The following is a 24,171-nucleotide window of genomic DNA, read 5'->3' as shown; positions in this document are numbered from 1 at the left end:
CAAGTTTCGGTTTCAGTTTCAGCAGGTCCGAATTGTGAGTTGGAGCGCGCTTGCGCTCGATCGCGTTCTTTCTTCTGCGCTTTTCTTCACCACCGAGACACCGAGACCACCGAGGGGCACCGAGAATAAGCCACAATCCAAAGTTCTTTCACCACCTAGACGCCGAGGACACCGAGTTGTTTTTTTGTGAGTTCTCTCAGTGAGCCTCGGTGACCTCTGTGTCTCGGTGGTTACTTGTCATCTGCCCCTATCGGGGAACACAGTGGAACCATGACCCACCAGGCCCTGGTCGAACTGGCTGTCCGCTGGCTGCGCACAAACTATCGCTGCGGGATCATTCTTTCCGAGCAGGCCTGCTGCACGGGCGAAGTTCCCGATGTGATCGGCTGGAAGGGTGTTTCGCGCGGGGTCCCCGGCGTGCGCCGCGCACGACGGGGTGCTAGCTGCCGCTCGGTGCTGGTGGAGTGCAAGATCTCGCGCGCCGACTTCCTCGCCGACCGCGGCAAGCCGTGGCGCCTGGACCCGCAAGGCGCGCTGGGCTGCGAGCGCTTCTACATGGCGCCGGCGGGGCTGATCGCCGCCACCGAACTGCCCTCCGGCTGGGGACTGCTGGTAGTGCGAGGCCGCAAGGTGGAGGTCGCGGTCGCTTGCAATAAGCGCAAGTCGCTGCGCACGCCCGAGGGTCTGCTCAACGAAATGAACCTGCTGCTGGCAAGTTTGCGGCGGGTGGAAATCCGTATCGAGCCGCAGACCATCACCGACTTCTTGAAATGGGAGAACCGGCTGGCGCGCTACAACGGGGGCACGCTGCCGCAGGGGGTCAGCGATCCGGCGGAGACGAACGGGTATTTGCGCGTGTAGCGTGGTCATCGATGCATCAGGTCACGACTTCGATTGTGTCGCTCAGACCTGACATCAGGTGGAGCGCGCTCGCCCTCGAGCGCGTCTTGCTCTCACGCTTCTCATTCACCACCGAGACACCGAGCACACCGAGTTTTTCGTTTTCCGGTTTTCTCGGTGGGTCTCGATGACCTCTGTGTCTCGGTGGTCCCACGCCGCTCGCGCTCACGTGAAAACATGTACCTCCACAACGTGACGCCCGTCACAGCTACTACGGTCACTGCTAAGATTTAATTTCGGTTCCCGCAAAATCCTGGGCTCATTGGAAGGAATTCATGGCAAAGATCCAGCGCGCCATCCTCAGCGTCACCGACAAGACCGGACTGGTGGAATTCGCCAGGCAACTGGCGGACCTCGGTGTCGAACTGATCTCGACCGGCGGCACTGCGCGCCTGCTGCGCGACGGCGGCATCAAGGTCAAGGACATCTCCGAACTCACGGGCTTTCCCGAGATGCTGGACGGCCGCGTCAAAACCCTGCACCCGCGCGTGCACGGCGGCATCCTGCACATGCGCTCCAATCCGGAGCACCGCTCCACCGTCGCCGAGCACGGCATCCAGCCCATCGATATGGTGGTGGTGAATCTCTATGCCTTCGAGAAGACCGCGGCCAAGCCCGGCGTGCGCCTGGACGAGATGATCGAGAACATTGATATCGGCGGGCCGTCGATGATTCGCTCCGCCGCCAAGAATTTTCATGATGTCGCGGTGGTGACTTCGCCCGCCGACTACCAGGCCATCGTGGAGGAAATGCGATCGTCCGGCGGCGAACTCTGCGGCAGCACTAAGTGGAAGCTGGCGCAGAAGGCGTTCGCGCTCACCGCCTCCTACGACTCCGCCATTGCCTCGACGCTGGAGCGCGTGCACGCCAACGGCGACTTTGAACTGCAGACCCAGGGCGGCTTCCCGCCGATCCTGCGCCTGCGCTACAACAAGGTCATGGACCTGCGCTACGGCGAGAACCCGCACCAGAAAGCCGCCATGTATTCCGACGGCAGCGACGTGGGCGTGGCCAACGGCAAGCAGCTCCAGGGCAAAGAACTTTCCTACAACAACATTGTCGACCTGCAGGCCGCCTGGGACCTGGCCGCCGAATTCGACGAGCCCTTCTGCGCCATCATCAAGCACACCAACCCCTGCGGCAGCGCCGCCGGCAAGGACCCGATCGAGGCCTTCCATCGCGCCTTCGAGTGCGATCCCGTATCCGCTTTCGGCGGTGTCATCGCGCTCAACCGCCCGGTGGACGGCGCGATTGCGGAAGCCATCGCCGGCCTGCGCCACAACGGAGTCGCGCTCTTCATCGAGTGCATCATCGCGCCTTCCTTCGACGCAGCCGCGCGCACCCGCTTCGGCAAGCGCAAGGACCTGCGCGTTCTGGAGGTGACACCCGGCCCCATGAAGTACGTTATCAAGGCCGTTTCCGGCGGCGTGCTCGTGCAGGACAGCGACCTGCACCAACTCGATCCCGCGACCGTCAAGGTGGTGAGCCAGCGTCAGCCCACCGAGCAGGAGATGAAAGACCTGCTCTTCGCCTGGAAAGTATGCAAGCACGTCAAGTCGAACGCGATCTTGTACGCCAAGGACGGCCGCAGCGTGGGCGTCGGCGCGGGCCAGATGAGCCGCGTGGACTCCGCCAAGATCGGCGCCATGAAGTCGGTGCTCGGGACCCAGGGCTCGGTTGCCGCCTCGGACGCGTTCTTCCCCTTCCCGGACGGCGTGGAAGAGATCGCAAAAGCCGGCGCCACCGCCATCATTCAGCCGGGTGGCTCAGTCCGCGACCAGGAAGTGATTGACGCGGCCAACAAGCTCGGCTTGGCCATGGTGACTACGGGAGTGAGGCACTTCCGGCACTGAAACCGGGAGTTAGTAGTTGGGAGTTAGAGGAGTTAGCGTCCCACGGTCCGAGTGTGCACGGGAAGCGAACCGAATCGCCATCTCTCATATCCCAGATAGCCGTACGGACCTAAGTAACCGCTGTTTTTCCAGCCCGACCGCAACTACTCCGCCAATTTCGCGTAAAATTACAGTGACACCCGCAGGATGAGTTCGGCATCCAACCGTGGTGGGATATTTGTCTCGTTTAAGGACCTTGATGATTACCGGTAAGCCTGCTGTTGCCGTGCTTCTGCTTGCCTCCCTGGCTGGTGTCGCGCAAACCGCTCCTGCGAAACCCGCAGGGCCTGCCGAGCAATTGTCCCCACAAACCGTGCCCAAGCAGGGCAAGAAAGCCGACCACGCCGCCGCCTACTATCACTACGCCATGGCGCACATGTACGAGGAATTGGTGGCGATGTACGGCCGTCCGGAGTACGCCAACAAGGCGATCGACGAATACCGGCTGGCGATCGAGAACGACCCCGCTTCCGAATACCTGAATTCCGGGCTGGCCGAGCTCTATGCCAAGACGGGACGCATTCGCGACGCCGTCCTGGAAGCCCAGGAGATCGTCAAACGCGATCCCGACAACCTGGAGGCGCGCAAGCTGCTGGGGCGCATTTACCTGCGCTCGCTGCCGGATTCGCAGGCGGGTGCGCAATCCACGGAGATCCTGAAACGCGCCATTGAGCAGTACGAGGCGATCGTCCGCATCGAGCCCAAGGTGGTGGATAACCACGTTCTGCTCGGGCGCCTCTACCGGCTGAACAATGAGCTGCTGAAGGCGGAGAACGAATTCAAGACCGCGGTCAGCCTGGAGCCCGGATCGGAAGAGGCGCTCACCACGCTCGCCTACCTCTACAACGAGGAAGGAGATTCCGCGCGGGCGGCCGAGGTGCTGAAGGGTGTTCCCGAATCGCAGCGCAGCAGCAAGCTGTACTCCGCGCTCGGCTACACCTACGAGCAGCAGAAGGACTACAAGAACGCGGTGGCGGCGTACAGGAAGTCGGTGGAGATTGACCACGACAATCTGGACGCGGTCCGCGGCCTGGCGCAGAACCTGATGAACGACAATCAGACCGAAGCTGCGCTGGAGCAGTACAAGACCATCGTCGAATCCGATCCGCACGATGCGCAGAGCCTGATGCGCATCGCCGAAATCCAGCGCCGCAACGGCCAGTTTGACGACGCGCTCGCCACCCTGAAAAAGGCGGAAGCCGAAGTCCAGGACTCGCTGGAAGTTCCGTACAACATGGCGGTCATCTACCAGGCGCAGGGGAAGTTCGACGATTCCATCCAGGTCCTCAACCGCCTGCTGCAAAAGAGCGAGAAGGCGGACGGCAATTACACGACCGGCGAGCGCAACAACCGCGCTGTATTCCTGGAGCGGCTGGGCAGCATCTATCGCGATACCGGGAAGACGCAGCTCGCCATTGACACGTTCCGGAAGATGCTGACGCTGGGCGACGACAACGTCACCCGCGGATACCAGCAGCTGATCGACACCTACCGCGAAGCCAAGGAGTGGAAGGAAGCTACGGCGGTGGCGCAGGAAGCGGTGGAGAAGGTACCGAAAGACCGCAACCTGAAGCTGGTGCTGGCCGGGCAATTGGCCGATACCGGGCAGGTGGACCAGGCCCTCAGCGTGACCAAGGGCATGCTGAAGGGAACGGCCGAGGATCGCGAGGTCTACATCGCGCTGGCGCAGATGTACAGTCGCTTGAAGCGCTGGCCGGAAGCGGAAGAGGCGCTGGCCAAGGCTGAACCGCTCTCCACCAAGCAGGAAGAGAAGGATTACGTCAGCTTTGTCGCCGGCTCCATCTACGAGCGGCAGAAGAAGTACGACCGCGCCGAGGAGATGTTCAAGAAGGTGCTGGCCACCGATCCCAATAACGCCGTCACCTTGAATTACCTTGGCTACATGCTTGCCGACCGCGGGGTCCGGCTCGACGAGGCCCTGGGATACGTGAAAAAGGCCATCCAGCTCGACCCGCAGAACGGCGCATACCTGGATTCGCTGGGCTGGGCCTATTTCAAGCTGGGCAATTACGAGCTCGCGGAAGAGAACCTGCGCAAGGCCATGGATCGCACCCAGAACGATCCCACGGTGCTCGACCACATGGGCGACCTGCTGCAGAAAACCGAACGGCTGAAGCTGGCGGCAGCGTACTGGGAGCGCGCCCTGGCGGAATGGGCCAAGAGCGTCTCGGCCGAGGTGGACACCACCGAGGTTGCCAAGGTGCAGAAGAAGCTCGACACCGCCAAAGTGAAACTCGCCAAGCAGAACGAGCGCAAAGCGGAAGCGGTGAAACCCTAGTTTCAGTTTCGAGTTTCAGTTTCAGTTGGCCCGGCCGAAGGATGGCCGGGCTTTTCTGTTTCATCCGGAGCGACCTGATTTCGTGGCGCAGCCGAGACTGCATCCTGGACATGGAGGAGACCCATGGCAAATGCAAAGCAGAGCAAGAGATGGGTTGCGAACGTAAAGACAGCTTCAACTTATCCGCCTCCGGGGCTGTTCACCAGGAGCGCTGCCACAATCGCACGGTCGCTGGCGTCGAAAGAGGTTTCGCCCAAGGGGCCGGCCTCGGGAATGAGAATGCTCACGTACTTCATCAACCGGGCGGGCCGCGGATTAAGCGCGGAGCGGCGCGCCGAACTGGAAAAGGCGAAGGCTCTCCTCTCCAGGCGGGTGCGTCGGCAAAAGGAATCGCGTTGCGGCAGTTAAATGAATACTTGCAAGTAAAAATGGGAAACTTGAAACTGTAGTCATGCTGTCACCCTACGCCGCACGCGTCGAACTCAGCCGCGGGCGGCGGCATCCTGAAGCATCGCATCCCTACCGCAGCGACTACCAGCGCGACCGCGACCGCATCATCCACGCGCGCGCCTTCCGCCGCCTGGAAGACAAAACCCAGGTGTTCACCCGCCGCTTCTCCGACCACTTTCGCAACCGCCTGACGCACACCATCGAGGTTTCGCAGATTTCGCGGACCATTGCCGCGCAACTCGGGCTGGAGGTGGACCTGGTGGAAGCGCTGGCGCTGGTGCACGATCTCGGGCATCCTCCCTTCGGGCATGCCGGGGAAAAGGCGCTCGACGCCGCCATGCGTGTCCACGGCTCGTTCTTCGATCACAACCTGCACGCGCTGCGCATCGTCGAGGATTTCGAGCAGCGCTACGCCGCCTTTCGCGGCCTGAATCTCACCTTCGAGGTTCGCGAGGGCATCATCAAGCACTCGCGGGATTACAGTCCCCAGGAATTCCCCCAGCTTGCCGAGTACCTTCTCGAGCAGCGTCCGCCGCTGGAAGCGCAGCTCATCGACCTGACCGACGAGATCGCCTACAACACCGCCGACCTCGATGATGGCTACGAGGCGCACATTCTGAAGCTCGACGACATCCGCGCCGGCGTGCCCGTGTTCAACCGTTTGTACGAGCAGGCGGAAGCGCGCTACCCCAAGGTGCGCGAGAAGTTGAAATTCAACGAGGCGCTCAAGGCCATGCTCGACCGCATGGTCTCCGACCTGATCGCCACTACCTGCCGGCAGATCAGCGAGGCTGCGATCCAGTCACTCGCCGACGTGCGTGCCTGCCTTCAGCGACTGGCGGCGTTCAGCGAGGAAGTGGACCGCGAGCGCGGGCAGGCAAAGTCGTTTCTCTACGAAAAGCTCTATCTCAGCGCCGACCTCCAGCCGGAGAAGTCCCACGCCGAACGCGTGGTCACCGATCTGTTCGAGCATTGGACGTCGCATCCCGAGGCGCTGCCCCCGAGCTATCGCGAGCAGACGGCCCGCGAGCCGGTGCACCGCGTGGTCTGCGATTACCTGGCCGGCATGACCGACAGCTTCATCCTGCGCAAACATGAAGAGCTGTGCGGCAGCGGGTAGATGGCAGTCGAGCGACGGCCCGGCCGCGGCAGCGCCGCTTCAGCTAAAATCAAGTTCCGATGAAGCCGATACTCGCGTTCCTGCTCGTTTGCGCCGCCATTTCATTCTGTGCCGCCGCCGACAACGACACCGCCGTGCCTCTCTCCCAGGAGCCGCACCATCACCTTGTGCTGGAGAATGAGTACACCAGGGTGTACGACGTCATCGTGCCGGCGCACCAGTCCACGCTTATGCACCGCCACGACAACGACTATCTCGCCGTCATACTTGAGCCGGCGGAGATGCAGAACGCCGTGCTGGGACGCTCCGTGACCAAGGGGCGCGCCGGCAAGGGCGAAGTCCGATTCTCAGTGGCCCCGGTGATCCATCGCCTCATTAATACCGGGGACACGCTGTTCCGCGATCTCATCATCGAAATCCTGAAGAAGAAATCCGGCCCGCCCAAGGAGACCACAGCGGAGCGCGGCCTCGACGTTGGCCACGGCGGCCTCAGTGATACCGTCGTGGACAACAGCCAGGTGCGCGTCCAGGACGTGCAGATCGCTGCCGGCGGCATGCTGCACAAGCACACGCACAAGTTTCCGTTCCTGGTGGTCGCGCTCAGCGATCTCGACCTGCACAACATGCCGCAGGGCAAGCCGGCGGCCATGGTCCATCAGAGGGCCGGCGAGGTGAAATGGATCGGCGCCGGCGCCACGCACGAGATGATGAACGTAGGTAAGCAGCAAGCGCACTTCATTGAGGTGGAATTTAAATAGTGGTCAGTGGCCAGTGGCCAGTAAGGAACACGCGCGGACGAGGGCGCCCGCGCCACAGAAATTCTCGGCAACATGCTATGACATCCCACTGAGAAGTGCCGCTGCCCTCTGCGACATGTGACTGGCCACTGACCACTGGCCACTGCTTTACGTCACCGTGCTTCCCGTGCTCGCGTCCGCCGCCGCCGTCAGCCCGCGCTGACCACTTCCGGCTTGTTCTTCGCCGCCAGCAGTTGCCGCAGCACGAATTGCAGAATGCCGCCGTGCTTGTAGTAGAGCGCTTCCTGCGGGGTGTCAATGCGCAGGCTGACGGTAAACTCGCGCACCGTGCCCTCGGGATGCCGGGCGCGGACCGTGACCTTCTGTCCCGGCTTGTAGTTTTCGATCAGATCGCGCAAGCCGGTGATTTCGTACGTCTCCTCGCCGGTAAGCCCGAGGGTTTCGTGATCGTCGCCGGAGGAGAACTGCAGCGGGAGCACGCCCATGCCCACCAGGTTGGAACGGTGAATGCGCTCGAAGCTCTCGGCGATGACCGCGCGCACGCCCTGCAGCATCGGTCCCTTGGCCGCCCAGTCGCGGGACGACCCCGAGCCGTACTCCTTGCCCGCGATGATCACCAGCGCCACTTTCTCTTGTTTGTATTTCATGGCGGCGTCAAAGATGGTCATCTCCGCGCCGTCGGGCAGGTGGCGCGTGAAGCCGCCCTCGGTTTTGGGCACCAGCTTATTGCGCAGGCGGATGTTGGCGAAGGTGCCGCGCATCATGACCTCGTGATTGCCGCGCCGCGAGCCGTAGGAATTGAAATCCTTCACATCAACGCCGTGCGCGATCAGGTACTTGCCCGCCGGGCTGTCGGGCTTGATGGACCCCGCCGGCGAGATATGGTCGGTGGTCACGCTGTGGCCCAGGACTGCCAGCACGCGCGCGCCGGCGATGTCGTTCACCTCCGGCGGGTTCGGCCCCATGCCGTCGAAATACGGCGGGTCCTTGATGTAGGTGGATTTCGCGTCCCAGGCGAAGGTCTCGCCCGCGGGCACGTCCAGCGACTGCCAGCGCTCGTCGCCCTTGTACACGTCGGCATAGCTGCCGCGAAACATGCCGCTGTCAATGCATTTTGCGATGGCCTCGCCCACTTCCTTGGAGCTCGGCCAGATGTCGCGCAGGTACACCGGTTTGCCCTGCTGGTCGCGCCCCAGCGGCTCCTTCGCCAAATCAATGTCAATGCGTCCCGCCAGCGCGTAGGCCACCACCAGCGGCGGCGACATCAGGTAGTTGGCGCGGACCTCGGAATTAATTCGTCCTTCGAAATTGCGGTTGCCGCTGAGCACCGAGACGGCTACCAGCTCTTTGTCGTTGATGATGTCGGAAACTTCCGCCGGCAGCGGCCCCGAGTTTCCGATGCACGTGGTGCAGCCGTAGCCGACCAGGTTGAAGCGCAGCTTCTCCAGGAACGGCGTCAGCCCCGCTTTCTTGTAGTACTCGGTAACCACCTTCGATCCCGGCGCCAGCGAGGTCTTCACCCACGGCTTGGTCGAAAGCCCGCGCTCCACCGCCTTTTTGGCGAGGATTCCCGCCGCCATCATGACCGACGGGTTGGAGGTGTTGGTGCAACTGGTGATCGCGGCAATGACCACGCTGCCGTGCCGCAGTTCCTTGCGCAGGTCCACCATCACCGGCTTGTCAGCCGAGGGCGATTCGGTGTCTTCGACGCCGACCGCGGTGCTGCCCCCCTCGCCCTCGAAGCGGCCAACTTGCTTGTCGTTTTTTTCCGCGGTCTTGCTGCCAGGGCGCAGCAGCGTGGGCAGGGTCTGCCGGAATCCGTCGGGAACATTGAACAGCCGCACCCGGTCCTGCGGCCGCTTCGGCCCGGCCACGCTCGGCTCCACCGACGCCAGGTCGAGCCGCAGGTAGGTGGAATAGTTCGCTTCCGGTGAATCCGGCGTGTGGAACAGGCCCTGCTCCTTGCAGTAGGCCTCGACCAGCGCGACCTGCTCCTCGCTGCGCCCGCTGAGGCGCAGATAATTCAGCGTTTCCTTATCAATGGGAAAGATGCCGCAGGTGGCGCCGTATTCCGGCGACATGTTGCCGATGGTGGCGCGATCCGCCAGCGCCAGCGTGTGCAGGCCTGGCCCGTAGAACTCGACGAACTTGCCGACCACACCTTCGCGGCGCAGCATTTCCGTGATGGTCAGCACCAGGTCGGTGGCGGTCGAGCCTTCTTTCAGTTTGCCGGTCAGCTTCACGCCCACGACTTGCGGGATGAGCATCGAGACCGGCTGGTTCAGCATGGCGGCCTCGGCTTCAATGCCGCCCACGCCCCAACCGAGCACGCCCAGCCCGTTGATCATGGTGGTGTGGGAATCCGTCCCGACCAGGGTATCGGGGTAGGCCAGCGGCCGATTGCCATTGTGAGCGCTGCCGACAAAGACCACCCGCGCCAAGTACTCCAGATTGACCTGGTGCACGATGCCGGTGTCCGGGGGCACGATTTTCAGGTTCTCAAACGCGCCCTGGCCCCAGCGCAGGAACGCGTAGCGCTCCTTGTTGCGCTGGAACTCCAGGTCGGCATTCACCTGGAACGCCCACTGCGTACCGAATTCATCCACCTGCACCGAGTGGTCGATGACCAGTTCGGCCGGTGAGATGGGATTGATGCTTCCCGGATCGCCGCCCAGCTTTCCCACCGCTTCGCGCATGGCCGCCAGGTCAACCACCGCGGGGACGCCGGTGAAATCCTGCAGCAGCACGCGGCTCGGGGTGAAGGCGATTTCCTTCACCGGCACCGCCCTGCCGTCCCAGGCCGCCAGCGAGCGGATATCATCCGCTTTCACCGCTTTGCCGTCTTCGGTGCGCAGCAGGTTTTCCAGCAGGATGCGAAGCGAGAACGGCAAGTGCGTGGTCGAGATGCCCTGCTTGTCGAGGGCGTCCAGGCGGAAAATGTCGTATTCCTTGCTGCCGACGCGTAGCGTGGAGCGGCTGCCAAAGCTGTTGGTCATGGCTATGTCCAATCTGGTATGAGTTGTGGCCGGTATGGATGCTTCCGCGGGCCAACGATAACCATCCAGTTTAAAACAAATGTGAGATGTCGGTGACAGTTTCGGACGTGACGGGAATCACAGGTGTGAGTGACAGACGAATTGCAGGGTTGGTGAGAGCGGCCAACCACCGGCAATGAGCAACCGTCAACTATCCCTTGGGGCGCCGCTGCGCCCGCGACGGCATCTCCTCGACGACCGCGAACTGCAGCTTGCGTTGCACGTTGTCAATCCGGTCCAGGATCACGCGCACTTTGTCTCCCAGCGAGTACTTCTTCTTGGTGCGCTGGCCGACGATCTGCTTCGTACTGTCGTGATAGGTGTACTGGTCGCCGGTGAGCGTGGAAAGCGGCACCAGGCCCTCGATGAACATGTCCATCAGCTCGACAAAGAACCCGAACCTGGTGACGCTGGTGATCAGGCCCTCGAAGTCCTCGCCGACGCGGTCCTGCATGAACTTGATCTTCTTCCATTCCATCAGCTCGCGTTCGGCATCGTCGGCCCGCCGCTCCGATTCCGACGATTCCATGGCGATTTCGTGCAGCACCTCGGGCGGGATCGGGCCCTCGTGGGTGGCGAGGGCATCCTCGCCCGTGTCTCGTGTCCGCTCCCGATGTCCTGCCCGCTTCGGCGATCCTTTCCCCCACGGCGACTCCTGCTTTTCCTGCCGACTGGCGACCGGCGACTGGCGACTGCCGTCCGCCCAAGCTCCACGTTTTTCGCTCAGAACTCCCACGCCCAGGGGCACCGGGCCATCGTGCTTCTCCGCCGAATCGCGCAGCACCTGCTTCAAGATCCGGTGCACGATCAAGTCCGGGTAGCGCCGGATGGGCGAGGTGAAATGGGTGTAGGTGGGCGCCGCCAGCGCGAAGTGCCCGACATTCTCCTCGGAATATTTCGCCTGCTTCAGCGAGCGCAGCATCAGGTAGGACAAAATCCGTTCCTCCGGCTTGCCCGCGATCTTCTCCGTCAGCTTCTGGTACATGCGCGGCGTGATGGGCAGGTCTTGCGGGATTTCCATCTCGTGCCGCTGCTGGCCCGAGCGCGTCCGCCCCGGACCTCGCCCCGGCCGCCGCTGATCGGTGTAGGAGAAACGTTTCACCGGCAGCGCGCCCACGCCCAGGGAATAGCCAAAGGCGACCGCAATATTTTCGAACTCGTAAACCCGCTTGGGATCGGGCTTTTCGTGGATGCGGTAGAGCGACTCCACGCCCTTGTTCTCCAGGTACGAGGCCACGCTCTCGTTGGCGGCCAGCATGAACTCCTCGATCAGCCGGTGGGCAAAATTCCGCTCCGAGCGCGTGATCGTCTTCATCAGCCCGAATTCGTCGAACTCAATCACCGGCTCCGGCAGGTCGAAATCAATCGAGCCGCGCCGCACGCGCTTGCGGTTCAGGATCATGGCCAGCTCGCGCATCAGCTCGAACACGTCCACCAGCGCGTGATAACGCTGGTGCAGCTTGGCGTCGCCTTCCAGGATGGCGTTCACGTCGGTGTAGGTCATGCGCTCCGCCGAGCGGATGACGCCCGGACTAATTTCGTAGCCCACGATGTCGCCTTTGGAATCGATCTCCATTACGCATGACAGCACCAGCCGGTCCAGGTGCGGACGCAGCGAGCACAGGTCGGTGGATAGCTCGATGGGCAGCATCGGCACGGCGCGGTCGGGGAAGTAAACCGAGTTGCCGCGCAGCCGCGCCTCCGCATCCAGCGCCGATGCCTCGCGCACGTACTGCGCCACATCCGCGATGTGCACCTGGAGCTGGAAATTTCCGTTGTGCAAGCGGCGCACGAACACCGCGTCGTCAAAATCGCGTGCCGTTTCGCCGTCGATGGTCACGACCGGCAGGGTGCGGTAGTCGCGCCGCCCGCGCAGTTCGCGAGCCGGAATAATGTTGTCGAATGCCTGCGCCTCCGCCAGCACCGCGGTGGGAAAGCGGTGCGGCAGGTGGTACTTGCGGATCACGATCTCCACGTCCACGCCGAAATCGTCCTCGTAGCCAAGGATCTCCACCACGCGCCCGCGCGGGTTCTGGGTCGGAGTCGGCCACTCGGTAAGCTCGACATCGACGACGACATTCTCCAGGTCCTCCGCCACTTCCGTGCGCTTGGCCTCCGCGCCCAGCACGCGATCAACGGAGATGCGCTTCGCGCGTGATTTAGGTCCTTCGACTCGCGCGCCATGATGCGCGGCTTCGCCGCGCGGAAGTCCGGCGTGCTCGCTCAGGATGACACCGCCAGAGGGAATTTCGGCGCCGCGCAGGATCACGATGTCGAGCGTGATCTTTTCGTCCATGGGCGTGACGTAATTCCACCCCGTCAGGCCAACACCGGGCCTGCCGAGGACCCCGGAGCGCGCCCCATAGTGGAAGGTGCCGACGACGGTAGCGTGGGCGCGCCCGATGACCTTGACGATCTGCCCCTCCGCGCGCCCATCACCGCGTTCCCGGCGCAATTCCACCAGCACGCGGTCACCGTGCATGGCGTTGTCGGTATTTTGAGGGCCGATGTAGATATCGCCGTTCAGACGCTGGCGCAACTCCTCGCTGTCGGGAATCACGAACCCGTAGCCGTCGCGGTGCATAGTCAAGCGGCCGGATACCAGGTTCTTATCGGCAGCTTTTTTCGGGATGGCGTAGCGGTCGCCCTCGTGCGCCACCAGTTCGCCGCGCCGCACCAGTTGGTCCAACTGCGCGGCGAACGCGCGCCGGTCTTCGCCGCGCACACCCAGCTCGCGCAGCAGTTGCTTCAGCCCGGCTGACTGCTTCGGCTGCTGGCCGATTTTTCGCAGGATGGCACTGTCGGAAATCATCGCCTCATTGGATGCGGCGCCCCCCGGGAAGGCGAATCAATCTGCCGAGGCGGAAAGGCCGCCGATGCCGCGCCGGATTTCGGCAGTGAGCGCGTCGTCAGGGAAGGACGCCGTGAAATTAACGAGCGCGGTGCGCGCTGCCGGCGTGCTGCTGCGCAGCAGGGCATCAAGCGCGATTTTTCGCGGCGGAAGCTGCAGGCTGCGATCCGTCACCACACGCGCCAGCACCGCGGCGGCTTTCTCGGAAACGATTTCCGCTAGCGCCTGCACGCCCCGCGTCATATGCGTGTTCCGCCCCGGACTGTCGGAGAACAGGAATTTCTCCAGATCGCCGACCGTCTCCGGAGTCTTCAGGAACATCAGTTCATTCAATGCCTGCCCCAACACATCATCCAGCAAGAACGGCAATGCCGCTGCCAAGAGTTGCGCCCGCCCTGCCGCGCGTGTCTTGATCAGGGCCTCCGCCGCCGCGCGTTGCACACGAACGTCGGCGTGCTGCAGCACCGGCGCCACGTGCACCGCCATATCGGGGTCCGCCAAATCCCCCAGTAGCATGCAGGCGTTGCGCACCACGTACCAACGCGAATCTGCCAGGCGTTGCCGCACCACCTCGATCCCCACCGGTCCCATGCGCGCGATCAGCCGTATGATCGCCATCCGGTTCTGGCCGTTGCCTTCGACCTCCAGCCGCTGGAACAGGAACTCCACGGCCGGAGCGCCGGCGCGGTGGATCATGGCCGCGGTTCGGCGCGCCCACGCCGAGTCGGCCCGCTTCTCCAGGTAGAGCTCCACCACGCGTTCGAAGGTCGAAGGCGGCAGTAATAGGCCCAGCATCTTGCCGCAGCACGCGGCGTGACGTTCGCGGTTGTCGGCCAGCAACTGCTCCATGGCCGAACCGGCGCTCTGCACGATGTCGTAATCCTCGTAGGTTGCCGCCGACTTCGACAGCGCCACCAGCGCGTTCAGCACCTGCATGTGGCGGAACGATTCGAAGACATCGCGCTGCAGCAACTCCAGCAGCTTGTCGGTCGCAGTCTGCGCAAATCCTGTGTGCACGCCGGCCAGGGCGGTGATCAACTCCGGCAGCCGAGACAATTCCTCGACCTCGATCTGGTCGGGCTCGCGGTCCAGGAATTTCAGGTAATGCAGCGCGAGCTCCGTCGCGTCCACGGCGAACGCTTTGCGCATCAGCTCGCGCACGTGTTCCATCAGGCGGCTGAAATCGCTGCGTTGAAAGCGCTCGATCGCCAGCAACCGCTTGTGTTTTTCTTGCGGCGGCAGCGCGATCCAGGTCAGCTCGGTCTGCACCTTTTCCACCAGGTGGGTGGGGAAGCTGTATTCCTGGAAGAATTTCGCCAGCCGTCCCGCCAGCTTCTCCGCCATTTGCGTGGCATGCAGGCTGCGTGCCAGCGCATGCACCACCTGCTCTTCAACGACGAACGCGTCGCCGCCGCTGGGCACCGAGGCCAATTGCTGTGCCGCCCAGTCCATCGCCCGCGACTGCACAAGTTCCGCCGCGACTTCTTTCGCCGGCAGCGATTTCACTTCTTCCCGGCGCGACGGCGGAAACGCCGCCAACACCGCGTCGGGACGCAGGCCCTGCAGCACCTGCGCCAGCGACGCGTAGGCCTTTTCCGGCTCGCCGCCCTGACCCGCCATGGCAGCCTCAAGGAGTGGCGTCACCCGCGACAGGATTTCATCCGGGCCGCCGCTCAGTCCCCCTCCGCCGGGGGCGGCGGAATCCAACAATCCGGCGAACACGCTGCCGGCGCCCGCTTCTTCCGCGTTTTGCGCGCGCAGAAACGCCTCTGCGTCCATCTCCAGCACCGTGTCGCCGCTGGCCGTACGCTTCTGCGTATTGCTCGCCGGGAAAATGTGCACACCCTCAATTTCATGGCGCGCAAGAAAGGGCGCGGTCCCGCCGATTTCTTCAATCTTCCTTAACGGGGTGGCCAGCATCGCCAACACCGCCTTGTAGCGCGCCAGTGGCAGGCCAGCTTCAAACTTCAGCGCGCTCACGCCCCGTTTCAGGAAGTCATCTTCCAGTTGGTTCAAGCCGCGCGCCGTGGTCAGGACCGTGTCCACCAGGATTCGCCCTTCCACGAACCCAAAGGTAAAAGCGTGCTGTTCTTTCAAGATCGAATTGAGCTGGTTGTAGCTGTCCTGGATCGGCCCGGCGGCGACACTGTGGTCGGGGGATAACATGCCCGAGGTCCGCACCGCGATCTGCAGCGCGCGTGCGAAGCGCAGGCCCACGACCTTGAGCTGCTTGGAGTCGAGCATCTCAGGGCTAGCTTATGAGCACTTGGCCGGGTTGCCAAGCGTCCGCGTACTGCCAGCGGGGATGCTTCACCGCCGGCCGGTTGCGGACGTAAACCGGTCATGGCACTGCTTGGCTTGGGCCGCCAGCGCCGAATACTCGGGGGCCGCCCGCAGCTTCGCCAAAGCCGGATCGCTAAGCAGCGCCGTGTTCGAGCAGTAATTCTGCTCGATGGCGCTGCCGATCAGCGCCGACGCCGTGTCCAGTTCGCCGCACCACGCCAGCAACGACCCGTGATAGTAGCGGAACTCGGGATCGCGTTGCTCCAGGATGCTGGGCGCCGCGGCCAGCGTCAGCTTATGCATTTCCGCCGGTGACACGGGCTGCAGGCACGCCTGCAGCAGACCGGCGTACCAGGCGGGACGCGACGAAATCTTGGTCGCCGCCACCTTGGCTTCCTCGGGCTTGTTCTCGCGGACCAGAATTGCCGGAAACACGCTCGCCGCCCAGTCGGACCCGCTGTCCAGGTGGACGTATTCCAGCGCTCGATTAGTGTTGCCCAACTCGAAGAACACGAACGAGCACGAGCGGAAGTCGTAGTTGCCGGGATCCAGTTGCAGCGCCGCATCGCATTCCCTGGCCGCATTGTGCAGGGCGCCCGCGTAGCGCAGCACGTAGGCCAGGGTGAAGTGCGCCTGGGCGTTTTCCGGCCGCCGCTTCGCCAGGTCGACGGCCTCGTTGTAGGCCTTGGCGATCTCGCCGGCTTCGGCGCGCAAGCGCGTCAGGTGCGCCGCCGACGAAATCAGGTTCTGATCCAAGGCCAGCGCCTTTTCATAGGCCGAGGCCGACTTTTGCAGCGCCTCTTTGCCTCCGGCCGAGTACTGGGATTCGTAGTAGTAGCGCAGTCCGAGCGCGTCCCAGGCCGGCGCAAACTTCGGGTCCAACTCCACCGAGCGCTCCAACATGGTCATGGCGGTGCTATTGGGCGCCGCGTCGTGAGGCAGCGCCGAGCCGCGCAGGTAGAGATCGTAGGCGGTGGCATCGTGCGGCTGGGTGGCGGTCGCGATCATCGCCGAAGACGACCCCAGCGCCGGCAGCAATCCCTGCCGAACCTGCGCCGCCAGCTCTTCCTGGAGAGTCAGCAGGTTCGACGCCGGCACCGTCACCGTGCCTTGCCACACCAAGCGGTTGAAGCGCGTGTCTACGTCGTCCAAGGTGATGATGAGCCGGTCGCCCTGGCTCATGTAGTGCCCGGTCAGCACGTTGGCGGCGTGGAGCTCGCGCCCGGCCTGCTGCGGATCGAAGTTCCCCTGCAGGTACTTCGCAGCCGAGGGCACCGGCCGGATCTCCATGGAGCGCGTGTAGGCCAGGATTTTCACCAACTGGTCGGGCACGGCAAAGCGCAGGTAATCCGTATCCGGGTCGCCGCTCACGTTGTTGAAGGGCAGAACCACGATGGTGTTGTTGGCCGCCACCGGCGCGGGGCCGCCGCCGCCGTGCTTCGCCCACCAAATCGTAATCACCAGCAGGATCATGACCAGCAGCCCCGCGATGCCCACCAGCGTGTAGATCTGCCGCACGCTGAGCTTGCGGAATGTCCGGGTGGGCGCGACCGGCGCCCGCGCCGGCACCTCCGCCCCCACCGCTTGCAGTTCCAGCTCCCGTTTCAAGGCGCGCAGGTCCTGACCCAGATGGTGCGCGCTGGGGTAGCGCAGCTCGCGGTCTTTTTCCAGCAGCTTGCCGATGATCGGCTCGAACCCCGGCGGCAGCGACGGGGTCAGGGTGAGCGGCGACACCGGCTTCTGGTGCTGGATCGCCGCCAGCGCCAGCACTGAGGTCCTGGCCATAAACGGCTTGTGCCCGGTCGCCGCCTCGTACAGCACCACGCCGAGCGAGAACAAGTCGCTGCGCGCATCGATCGGCTCGTTCCGCGCCTGCTCCGGCGACATGTACACGGTCGTTCCCGGGATCACGTTCATCTCCGTGATCGCCTCGCTGGGCCGGTGACGCGGCCCGCGCCCGCCGTCGCTATCGCCGACGGCCACCAGTTGGTGCTCCGGCGCCAGTTTCGCCAGCCCGAAATCGAGGATTTTCGCCTGCCCGCGGTGCGTCAGAAAAATGTTTCCCGGCTTCACGTCGCGATGCACGATGCCCTGCGCATGCGCCGCCTCCAGCGCGTCGGCGATCTGGATGCCGATGTCCAGGACCTCCAGAGCATCCAGCGGTCCACGGTCCAGCCGGTCCTTCAGGCTGTGCCCCTGGAGCAACTCCATGACGATGAACGGCATGCCGTTGTGCGAGGCGATGTCGTAAATGGTGCAGATGTTGGGATGATTGAGCGAGGAGGTGGCGCGCGCTTCCAGCGTGAACCGCTCCAGCGACGCGCCGTTGCCGGAGACGTTTTCGGGGATGAACTTGAGCGCGACTCGCCGGCCCAGGCGGATGTCCTCGGCCTCGTACACCAGTCCCATGCCGCCGCCGCCCAGCTTCTTCACAATGCGGTAGTGGGAGATGGTTTGCCCGATCACGGCGGCGTACCCCGCGGTATCGGCATCTTAGGTCTGCCCCGTCACAAAATCAACGCGGGGCACCGGGGGGAGGGATAACCGACGCTAGAATTCGCTTGGTTACATCACCACTTGAAGCCGGCGCGCGCAACCGTCATAATCTGACCTCTTCCGCAGGGGTGTTGGGGATAATGCGAGGATTCCAAGGAGACGCTCATGGGCTTACTCCATCTCTGTGACGAGCATCCTGCCGTCGTCCAACCGGAGACGAGCGCGGCCGATGCGATCCAGATCATGCTCGAGCATCGCGTCGGCGCGGTCACGGTGGTGGACGAAAAGCGAGTGGTCGCCGGCATCTTTACCGAGCGCGATGTCCTGCGCAAACTCGCCCTCAGCGGCCTCGATCCCGCCACGACCGCGGTCGCCGGTCTGATGACGGCCCCGGTCATTCTGGCCACGGCCGATACGTCGCCCGGCGAGGCCTTCGCCATCATGATGGAGCGCCACTTCCGCCATCTTCCCGTGGTGGACGATCAAGGCCGTCTGATCGCCATGCTCTCCATCCGCAATCTGCTGCAGTGGCGCGTTGACGAACTCACCGAACGCCTCGACACCATGGAGCAGTACATGACCAACGATGCTCCGGGAGGATGATCAGGCGGGGGAAAGCGTAAGCCGTAGCGCCGGCTCAAGGCTCGGCGGTGCGGCGCAATTCGACGATGACCCACACCGCCGCCGCGATCAACAGGGGCGAAGAATAGAAACCCGGCGCCGGTCGCGCAAACCTTACTTCGGGAACGGTGTGGCCGAGAGCGGTTGCCACCGCGTGTGCCAGTCCATTTCCCACCATCAACGCCGAAAAAACGTAGGCCGGCAGGCGAAGGACTCCAGCGCCGTGAAAGAAGCGCGGCGAAGCCGCAAACAGAACGACGACCAGCGCGATCAATCCGCCCAGCCAGACATCGAAACGGAACGCCGGCATCGGAAACCACGGCCAGCGCGCATGCACGGCGGCCACGGTCGGATTCCACACGTTCAGAAAGCCGGTCAGCGCTTCGTCGGTAACGTGGAGGGCAAGTGCGGCGCACAGCGCGAGCCAGGACCACCCCAGGCGGCTGGTGCACTGCAACCGCCGTTCCGTTGCTAGTTGACGAGCAAATCCGTTGCTGCCCATAGCTGTTGCGCCGGGCCTAGAACAGTGTGTTCTGTCTTTGTCCCGGCTTGAGCCCGAAGTGCTCGTAGGCAAGATGGGTCACCGTGCGTCCCCGCGGCGTGCGGTTCAGGAAGCCGATTTGAATCAGGAACGGCTCGTAGATTTCCTCGATCGCGTCCGGCTCTTCCGCCAACGCCGCCGCCAGGGTGTTCACGCCGACCGGACCACCCTGGTACTTGTTGATGATGGTGAGCAGCAGCTTGCGGTCAATCTCGTCAAAGCCGTGGCGGTCCACCTCGAGCATCTGCAGGGCCGCCTCGGCGGTCGCCCGATCGATGTGGCCGCCGCCGCGGACCTGGGCATAGTCGCGAACGCGCCGCAGCAGGCGGTTGGCGATGCGCGGCGTTCCGCGGGCGCGTGAGGCAAGCTCCAACGCGCCTTCGCCATCGATCTTCACGCCCAGAATTTCCGCCGACCGGCGCACGATGATTTCCAAATCCTGGTGCGTGTAAAACTCCAGCCGCAGCACGATTCCGAAGCGCGAGCGCAGCGGGGACGAGAGCAATCCCGCCCGGGTGGTGGCGCCGACAAAGGTGAACGGCTGCACGTCAATGGTGTGGGTACGCGCGGACGGCCCCTGCCCGATGATGATGTCGAGCTTGTAATCCTCCAGCGCCGAATAGAGCAGTTCTTCGAGCGCGGGCTGAAGCCGGTGGACCTCGTCAATGAACAGCACCTGTTTGTCGCGGATGTTGGTGAGGACGGCGGTCAGGTCGCCTTTGATCTGCAGCGCCGGCCCCGAGGTCTGCTGAAACTGGGTTCGCAGTTCGTTGGCGATGATGGTGGCCAGCGTGGTTTTTCCCAGGCCGGGAGGGCCGTACAACAGCACATGATCGAGCGCTTCCCCGCGCGAGCGCGCCGCCTCGATGGCCACCGCGAGGTTTTCTTTGACCTTCGCCTGCCCGATGAATTCCTGCAGGCGGCGGGGCCGCAGCTTCAGTTCGAACGACGCATCGTCGTCCAGCGGAGCGGCGGAAACAATGCGGTCTGGGTTTTCCTTGGATGTAGGCACGTGCGGCGATAGTAAGACGAAAGCGCCGCCGAGGCAATTGAGGGATTTGGCGATAGCGTGATTGGGTGATTCAGCGATTGAGTGATTTGATGGAAAACGGCGGGGTAATTGAAGGTCGTCTGAGCCCGATGGACATCACGAAATCGTAAGTTATGAAATCACTAAATCACAAATCACTAAATCACCCAATCATTGCAGCACGATGCCGGCCGATTGGCATGTCGCCGCCGTTCCGTCGTTTCCCTGCCTGATGATTCCGCTGACGTCGGAGCAGAAAGAGCGCGTGCCGCTGGCGCCGACGGTGAGCGGCACCGCCATCGAGCTGTAGGTGGAAATCGGAACTCCCGTGCAGTTCGAAATCGAAAAGGTGTATCCCGCTTTCACGCCCGACGCCAGTACCGCGTCCAGGATGCCCGCGCTGCTCGAGGTGATTGGCCCTCCCGATGCCGGCGGGCCCAACTCTCCGATGGTGCAGGTGTAACCGATACTGGGAAAGGTTTGTGCGTAGGCCGTTTCCGCCGTAGTAATGGTCCGCACTGACGCCACCGCCGATGCCTCGTTGGCCACCAGTTTCGATCGAATCAGGTTCGGAATGGCGATCGCGGCAATGATGAGGATGATTGCCACCACGATCAGCAGCTCGATCAGCGAAAATCCCTTTGCTTTCCTCATAGCCGCACCCTTTCCCGCCCGCGGGGGAACGCGTGCAAGTGACATCATAGGCCCGTTTTGGCGGAAGCTCGTGGGAGGGTACTTAGGAAGTAATAGGGGGAGGAGAATCGCACCCATTTTGCCGCAATTCCAAGACATCGGCAAGTTACTTTAGTCGGTGGCCTAATTACCAGCTACGGTTCATCCCGCGTGGCGCCGATCTCGCTCAGTATTTGCTGATCCACGGCCTTGCCGTTTTCATACACCACCTGCATGAGCCGCACGCGGTAGCGGCGTTTGCTCGCCATGACGTGCGCCACGTCGAAATCCTTGAACGATGCAATGAAATCCCATCGCCCGCGGTTGAACTCCCAGATTTCGAACTGTTCAAAGCGCGCCATGAACTACAACTCGGAATTATTCCTCTTCCGCCGTCTCCTCGCCCCGCGCCTTCTTGTAGTTCTCGATGATCTTCTCCTGTTGTTGTGCGGGCACGATGTCGTAGTGGTTCATTTCCATGTTGAACGACCCCCGGCCCTGGGTCATGGAGGTCAGGTCCACGCCGTAGGTCAGCATCTCGGCCATCGGGACCTCGGCTCTAATAATCGTCTTGCCGGCCTTGTTGTCCATGCCCTGGATGCGCCCGCGCCGCCCGTTCAAATCGCCCATGATCGCGCCCGCGAACTCGTCCGGAATCTCGATCTCCACCCGCATGACCGGCTCCAGCAGCGTCGGCTTGGCCTGCTCCATGGCTTTCCTGAACGCGATGCGGCCCGCGGTCTTGAACGACAATTCGTTGGAATCCACGTCGTGATAGGAGCCGTCGTAGAGCACCACCCGGAAGTCCACCACCGGGTAGCCGGCCAGGAAACCGCGCTGCGCCGCCTCCACGATTCCCTTTTCCACCGCGGGAATGAAGTTCTTGGGGATGGAGCCGCCGAAAATCTCGTTCACGAACTCAAAGTTCGCTCCCCGCGGCAGCGGCTCCATCTTGATGCGGCAATCGCCGAACTGCCCGTGCCCGCCGGTCTGCTTCTTGTGACGTCCCTGCACGTCGGCGCGCCCGCGGATGGTCTCGCGGTAGGGCACCTTGGGCGCCTTCAGATTGACTTCCGTGTGGAAGCGTTTCTTGAGCTTGGAGACGGTCACCTCGATGTGCTGCTGCCCCGTGCCCGCGATCAGGAATTCCTTGGTCTGCGCGTCGCGGAAGAAGCGCAGCATGGCGTCTTCCTCGCGCAGCTTGGCGATGCCGTTGGACAGCTTGTCTTCGTCGGCCCGCGTCTTGGGCTCGATGGCAAAGGTGATGGCCGGCTCCGGCAGCTTCACCTGCGGATACTGGATGGGCGATCCCTTGTCGCCCAGCGTGTCGCCGGTCAGCGTGTCCCGCAGTTTCGCCACCGCTCCCAGGTCGCCGGCATGGAGTTCGTTCACCGGAACCATATTCTTGCCCTGCATCACCGAGACGTGCGCCAGTTTCTCCGAGCTGGAACGGGTGAAGTTCTGCAGCGTGGCGTCGTTCTTCACCACGCCGGAGTACACCTTGAAATACGAAATGCGGCCGGCAAAGGGATCGTTGAGCGTCTTGAACACGAAGGCCGACGCGGGCTCGTTGTCCGCCACCTTGCGCATCTGCGGCGAGCCGTTGCCGCTGCCCGGCATGGCTTCCACCGCCGGACGCCCGGTCGCCGCCGGCAGGTAATCGGCGATGAACTGCAGCAGCCGGTCGGCCCCGATGTTCCCCAGCCCGGAAGTGAACAGCACGGGGTAAATCCGCCGCTCGTCCAACGCTTTGCGCAGGCCGGCGAGCAGGTGCTCTTCACCGATGGTGCCCTGGTCGAAGAATTCTTCCATCAGCGCATCGTCGCCCTCGGCGATCAGCTCGACCAGCTTCTCGTGCGCGCTTTGCGCCGCGTCCTTCAGGTTCGCCGGGATCTCGCCTTCCTTGCCCTGGCCGCTGCCGCCCATGTCGTAGGTGTAAGACTTCATCTTGACCAGGTCGACCACGCCGCTCAGGTTCTTCTCGCTGCCGATGGGAATCTGCACCGGCATCACGGCGCGTCCGAACGCCCCCACGGCCGATTCCAGCATGCGCTCGGTGTCGGCGCGCTCGCGGTCCATGCGCGTGCCCACGATCACCCGCGGCAGGTTGTATTCTTCCGCGAACTGCCAGGTCTTCTCCGTCACCACCTCCACCCCGCCGACGCCGTCCACGGCTACCACAGCGCCCTCTACCGCCGGCATCGCCATCCGGGCTTCGTGGACGAACATGTTGAAGCCGGGCGTGTCAATGAAGTTGACCTTCGTGCCTCTCCATTCGGCGTAGGCCACCGCGCTGGCAATTGTCATCTTCCGCGCCACGGCCTCTTCGTCGAAGTCGGTGGTCGTGCTGCCGTCGTCCACGCGCCCCAGTTTCGGCGTCGTGCCGGCGGTGTAGAGCATGGCGGAGATCAGTTGTGTCTTGCCGGCATGGCCGTGGCCCACCACGACGACATTCCGCACGTTGACGCCTTCATAAACTTTCACGATGAAACTCCTTCAGGCCATTCCACGTCCCGGGTTGTACCGCCGGCGGGATTGCGGGGTCCCCAGAACGCGCCGGCTTTGCGCGTTATGGGGTGCCATTGGGTCCCCTTGCGGAAGGGCGAACGGGAGAGCTATGAAACCTAGGATTCTAGCAGACGGGAAATTTGCGGCTCAACCCGGGCTGCCGGCCCTCGGTTTCCGCCTTGCGCCTCGCCCCCGCTTCATCGCATACTGGCGCCAAGCTGTGGGGGCCGTAATTTTGAGTATCCGTAAAGACCGGGGACAACTCTAACTCCCCATGACTGGCGGCCAACGCCAATTCGCGCGCGCGACCGCGGTGCTAATCGTGCTGGCGCTCTGCTGGCCGATGGCCACCGCTCTGGCTGCCGCTGCCTCTTCGCCAGCCTCGCCAGCCTGTTGCATGCGCGCCGCCCACGGTTGCCACTCGCACAATAACTCGGGCGCCAAATTCGAATCCGTCTGCCACACCTGCGGATGGTGCCACGCTCTCCCCAATGCCCGCGCGCACCTGGCCTCCGCCGCCATTGCGTTCTCATTCTCCGTCTATCGCGCGCCCCAACTCTCCGAGTCACTGTCCCAAGCTGCTGCCGCTCCTTCCCGCCTGCACGCCTCCCGCGCCCCGCCGCGCAGCGCACCTGCCACCGAAGCAATCTGACCGCGGATTTTCACGGATGTCCGCGGATCGGAAGAGTGGAATCCGGGTTGATCCGCGTTCATC

The 24,171-nt window shown here is 63.3% G+C and carries 17 protein-coding genes; 8 read left to right on the top strand and 9 right to left on the bottom strand.

The features are described 5' to 3' along the window. The first annotated feature begins 270 nt into the window (after positions 1-270). From LAN70_05180 to LAN70_05155, 6 genes are all read left to right on the top strand, one after another. On the top strand, positions 271-861 hold the full coding sequence (locus tag LAN70_05180; protein MBZ5510547.1) for a hypothetical protein: 591 nt from the start codon (positions 271-273) through the stop codon (positions 859-861). Between the two features lie 314 nt (positions 862-1,175). Next, complete coding sequence (gene purH / locus LAN70_05175) at positions 1,176-2,753, top strand: bifunctional phosphoribosylaminoimidazolecarboxamide formyltransferase/IMP cyclohydrolase (protein MBZ5510546.1); 1,578 nt, start codon at positions 1,176-1,178, stop codon at positions 2,751-2,753. A gap of 238 nt (positions 2,754-2,991) precedes the next feature. Continuing rightward, positions 2,992-5,091: a tetratricopeptide repeat protein gene (locus tag LAN70_05170; GenBank protein ID MBZ5510545.1), complete on the top strand. Its 2,100-nt coding sequence runs from the start codon at positions 2,992-2,994 to the stop codon at positions 5,089-5,091. A 123-nt stretch (positions 5,092-5,214) separates the two neighbouring features. After that, positions 5,215-5,499 carry a DUF3175 domain-containing protein gene (locus LAN70_05165; GenBank protein MBZ5510544.1) on the top strand — a complete coding sequence of 95 codons (285 nt, stop codon included), beginning with the start codon at positions 5,215-5,217 and terminating at the stop codon, positions 5,497-5,499. Positions 5,500-5,542: 43 nt separating this feature from the next. Then, the gene (locus LAN70_05160; GenBank protein ID MBZ5510543.1) at positions 5,543-6,661 is read left to right on the top strand and encodes a deoxyguanosinetriphosphate triphosphohydrolase; all 1,119 of its coding nucleotides are present in this window, start codon (positions 5,543-5,545) and stop codon (positions 6,659-6,661) included. Between the two features lie 59 nt (positions 6,662-6,720). Then, complete coding sequence (locus LAN70_05155; GenBank protein MBZ5510542.1) at positions 6,721-7,419, top strand: hypothetical protein; 699 nt, start codon at positions 6,721-6,723, stop codon at positions 7,417-7,419. A gap of 188 nt (positions 7,420-7,607) precedes the next feature. Here LAN70_05155 and acnA read toward each other — a convergent pair whose 3' ends face one another. The 4 genes from acnA to LAN70_05135 form a co-directional block, all read right to left on the bottom strand. Then, entirely contained in the window at positions 7,608-10,415 is a 2,808-nt protein-coding gene (acnA, locus tag LAN70_05150; protein ID MBZ5510541.1) for an aconitate hydratase AcnA, read from the bottom strand. A 190-nt stretch (positions 10,416-10,605) separates the two neighbouring features. Beyond that, complete coding sequence (locus LAN70_05145) at positions 10,606-13,266, bottom strand: RNB domain-containing ribonuclease (GenBank protein ID MBZ5510540.1); 2,661 nt, start codon at positions 13,264-13,266, stop codon at positions 10,606-10,608. A gap of 36 nt (positions 13,267-13,302) precedes the next feature. Continuing rightward, positions 13,303-15,549, bottom strand: a complete 2,247-nt coding sequence (locus LAN70_05140) for a HEAT repeat domain-containing protein (protein MBZ5510539.1) — start codon at positions 15,547-15,549, stop codon at positions 13,303-13,305. Positions 15,550-15,615: 66 nt separating this feature from the next. Further along, positions 15,616-18,054 carry a protein kinase gene (locus LAN70_05135; GenBank protein MBZ5510538.1) on the bottom strand — a complete coding sequence of 813 codons (2,439 nt, stop codon included), beginning with the start codon at positions 18,052-18,054 and terminating at the stop codon, positions 15,616-15,618. Positions 18,055-18,249: 195 nt separating this feature from the next. Here LAN70_05135 and LAN70_05130 point away from each other — a divergent pair, with 195 nt between their 5' ends. Then, complete coding sequence (locus tag LAN70_05130; GenBank protein ID MBZ5510537.1) at positions 18,250-18,687, top strand: CBS domain-containing protein; 438 nt, start codon at positions 18,250-18,252, stop codon at positions 18,685-18,687. A 34-nt stretch (positions 18,688-18,721) separates the two neighbouring features. Here LAN70_05130 and LAN70_05125 read toward each other — a convergent pair whose 3' ends face one another. The 5 genes from LAN70_05125 to fusA all read right to left on the bottom strand — a co-directional run bounded on the left by LAN70_05125 (position 18,722) and on the right by fusA (position 23,432). Beyond that, positions 18,722-19,162, bottom strand: a complete 441-nt coding sequence (locus LAN70_05125; GenBank protein ID MBZ5510536.1) for a hypothetical protein — start codon at positions 19,160-19,162, stop codon at positions 18,722-18,724. Between the two features lie 61 nt (positions 19,163-19,223). Next, complete coding sequence (gene ruvB / locus LAN70_05120; protein MBZ5510535.1) at positions 19,224-20,258, bottom strand: Holliday junction branch migration DNA helicase RuvB; 1,035 nt, start codon at positions 20,256-20,258, stop codon at positions 19,224-19,226. Positions 20,259-20,447: 189 nt separating this feature from the next. Continuing rightward, positions 20,448-20,930: a prepilin-type N-terminal cleavage/methylation domain-containing protein gene (locus LAN70_05115; protein ID MBZ5510534.1), complete on the bottom strand. Its 483-nt coding sequence runs from the start codon at positions 20,928-20,930 to the stop codon at positions 20,448-20,450. 173 nt (positions 20,931-21,103) lie between these two features. Continuing rightward, positions 21,104-21,310: a hypothetical protein gene (locus LAN70_05110; protein ID MBZ5510533.1), complete on the bottom strand. Its 207-nt coding sequence runs from the start codon at positions 21,308-21,310 to the stop codon at positions 21,104-21,106. Between the two features lie 16 nt (positions 21,311-21,326). After that, positions 21,327-23,432 carry an elongation factor G gene (fusA, locus tag LAN70_05105; GenBank protein MBZ5510532.1) on the bottom strand — a complete coding sequence of 702 codons (2,106 nt, stop codon included), beginning with the start codon at positions 23,430-23,432 and terminating at the stop codon, positions 21,327-21,329. Positions 23,433-23,730: 298 nt separating this feature from the next. Here fusA and LAN70_05100 point away from each other — a divergent pair, with 298 nt between their 5' ends. Beyond that, entirely contained in the window at positions 23,731-24,108 is a 378-nt protein-coding gene (locus LAN70_05100) for a hypothetical protein (GenBank protein MBZ5510531.1), read from the top strand. The last annotated feature ends 63 nt before the right edge of the window (positions 24,109-24,171 follow it).

Source organism: Terriglobia bacterium, from assembly GCA_020072845.1.
GTDB lineage: Bacteria > Acidobacteriota > Terriglobia > Terriglobales > Acidobacteriaceae > JAIQGF01.
The sequence above is the reverse complement of the archived record's forward strand: the minus strand, read 5'-3'. Positions and strand labels throughout refer to the sequence as shown.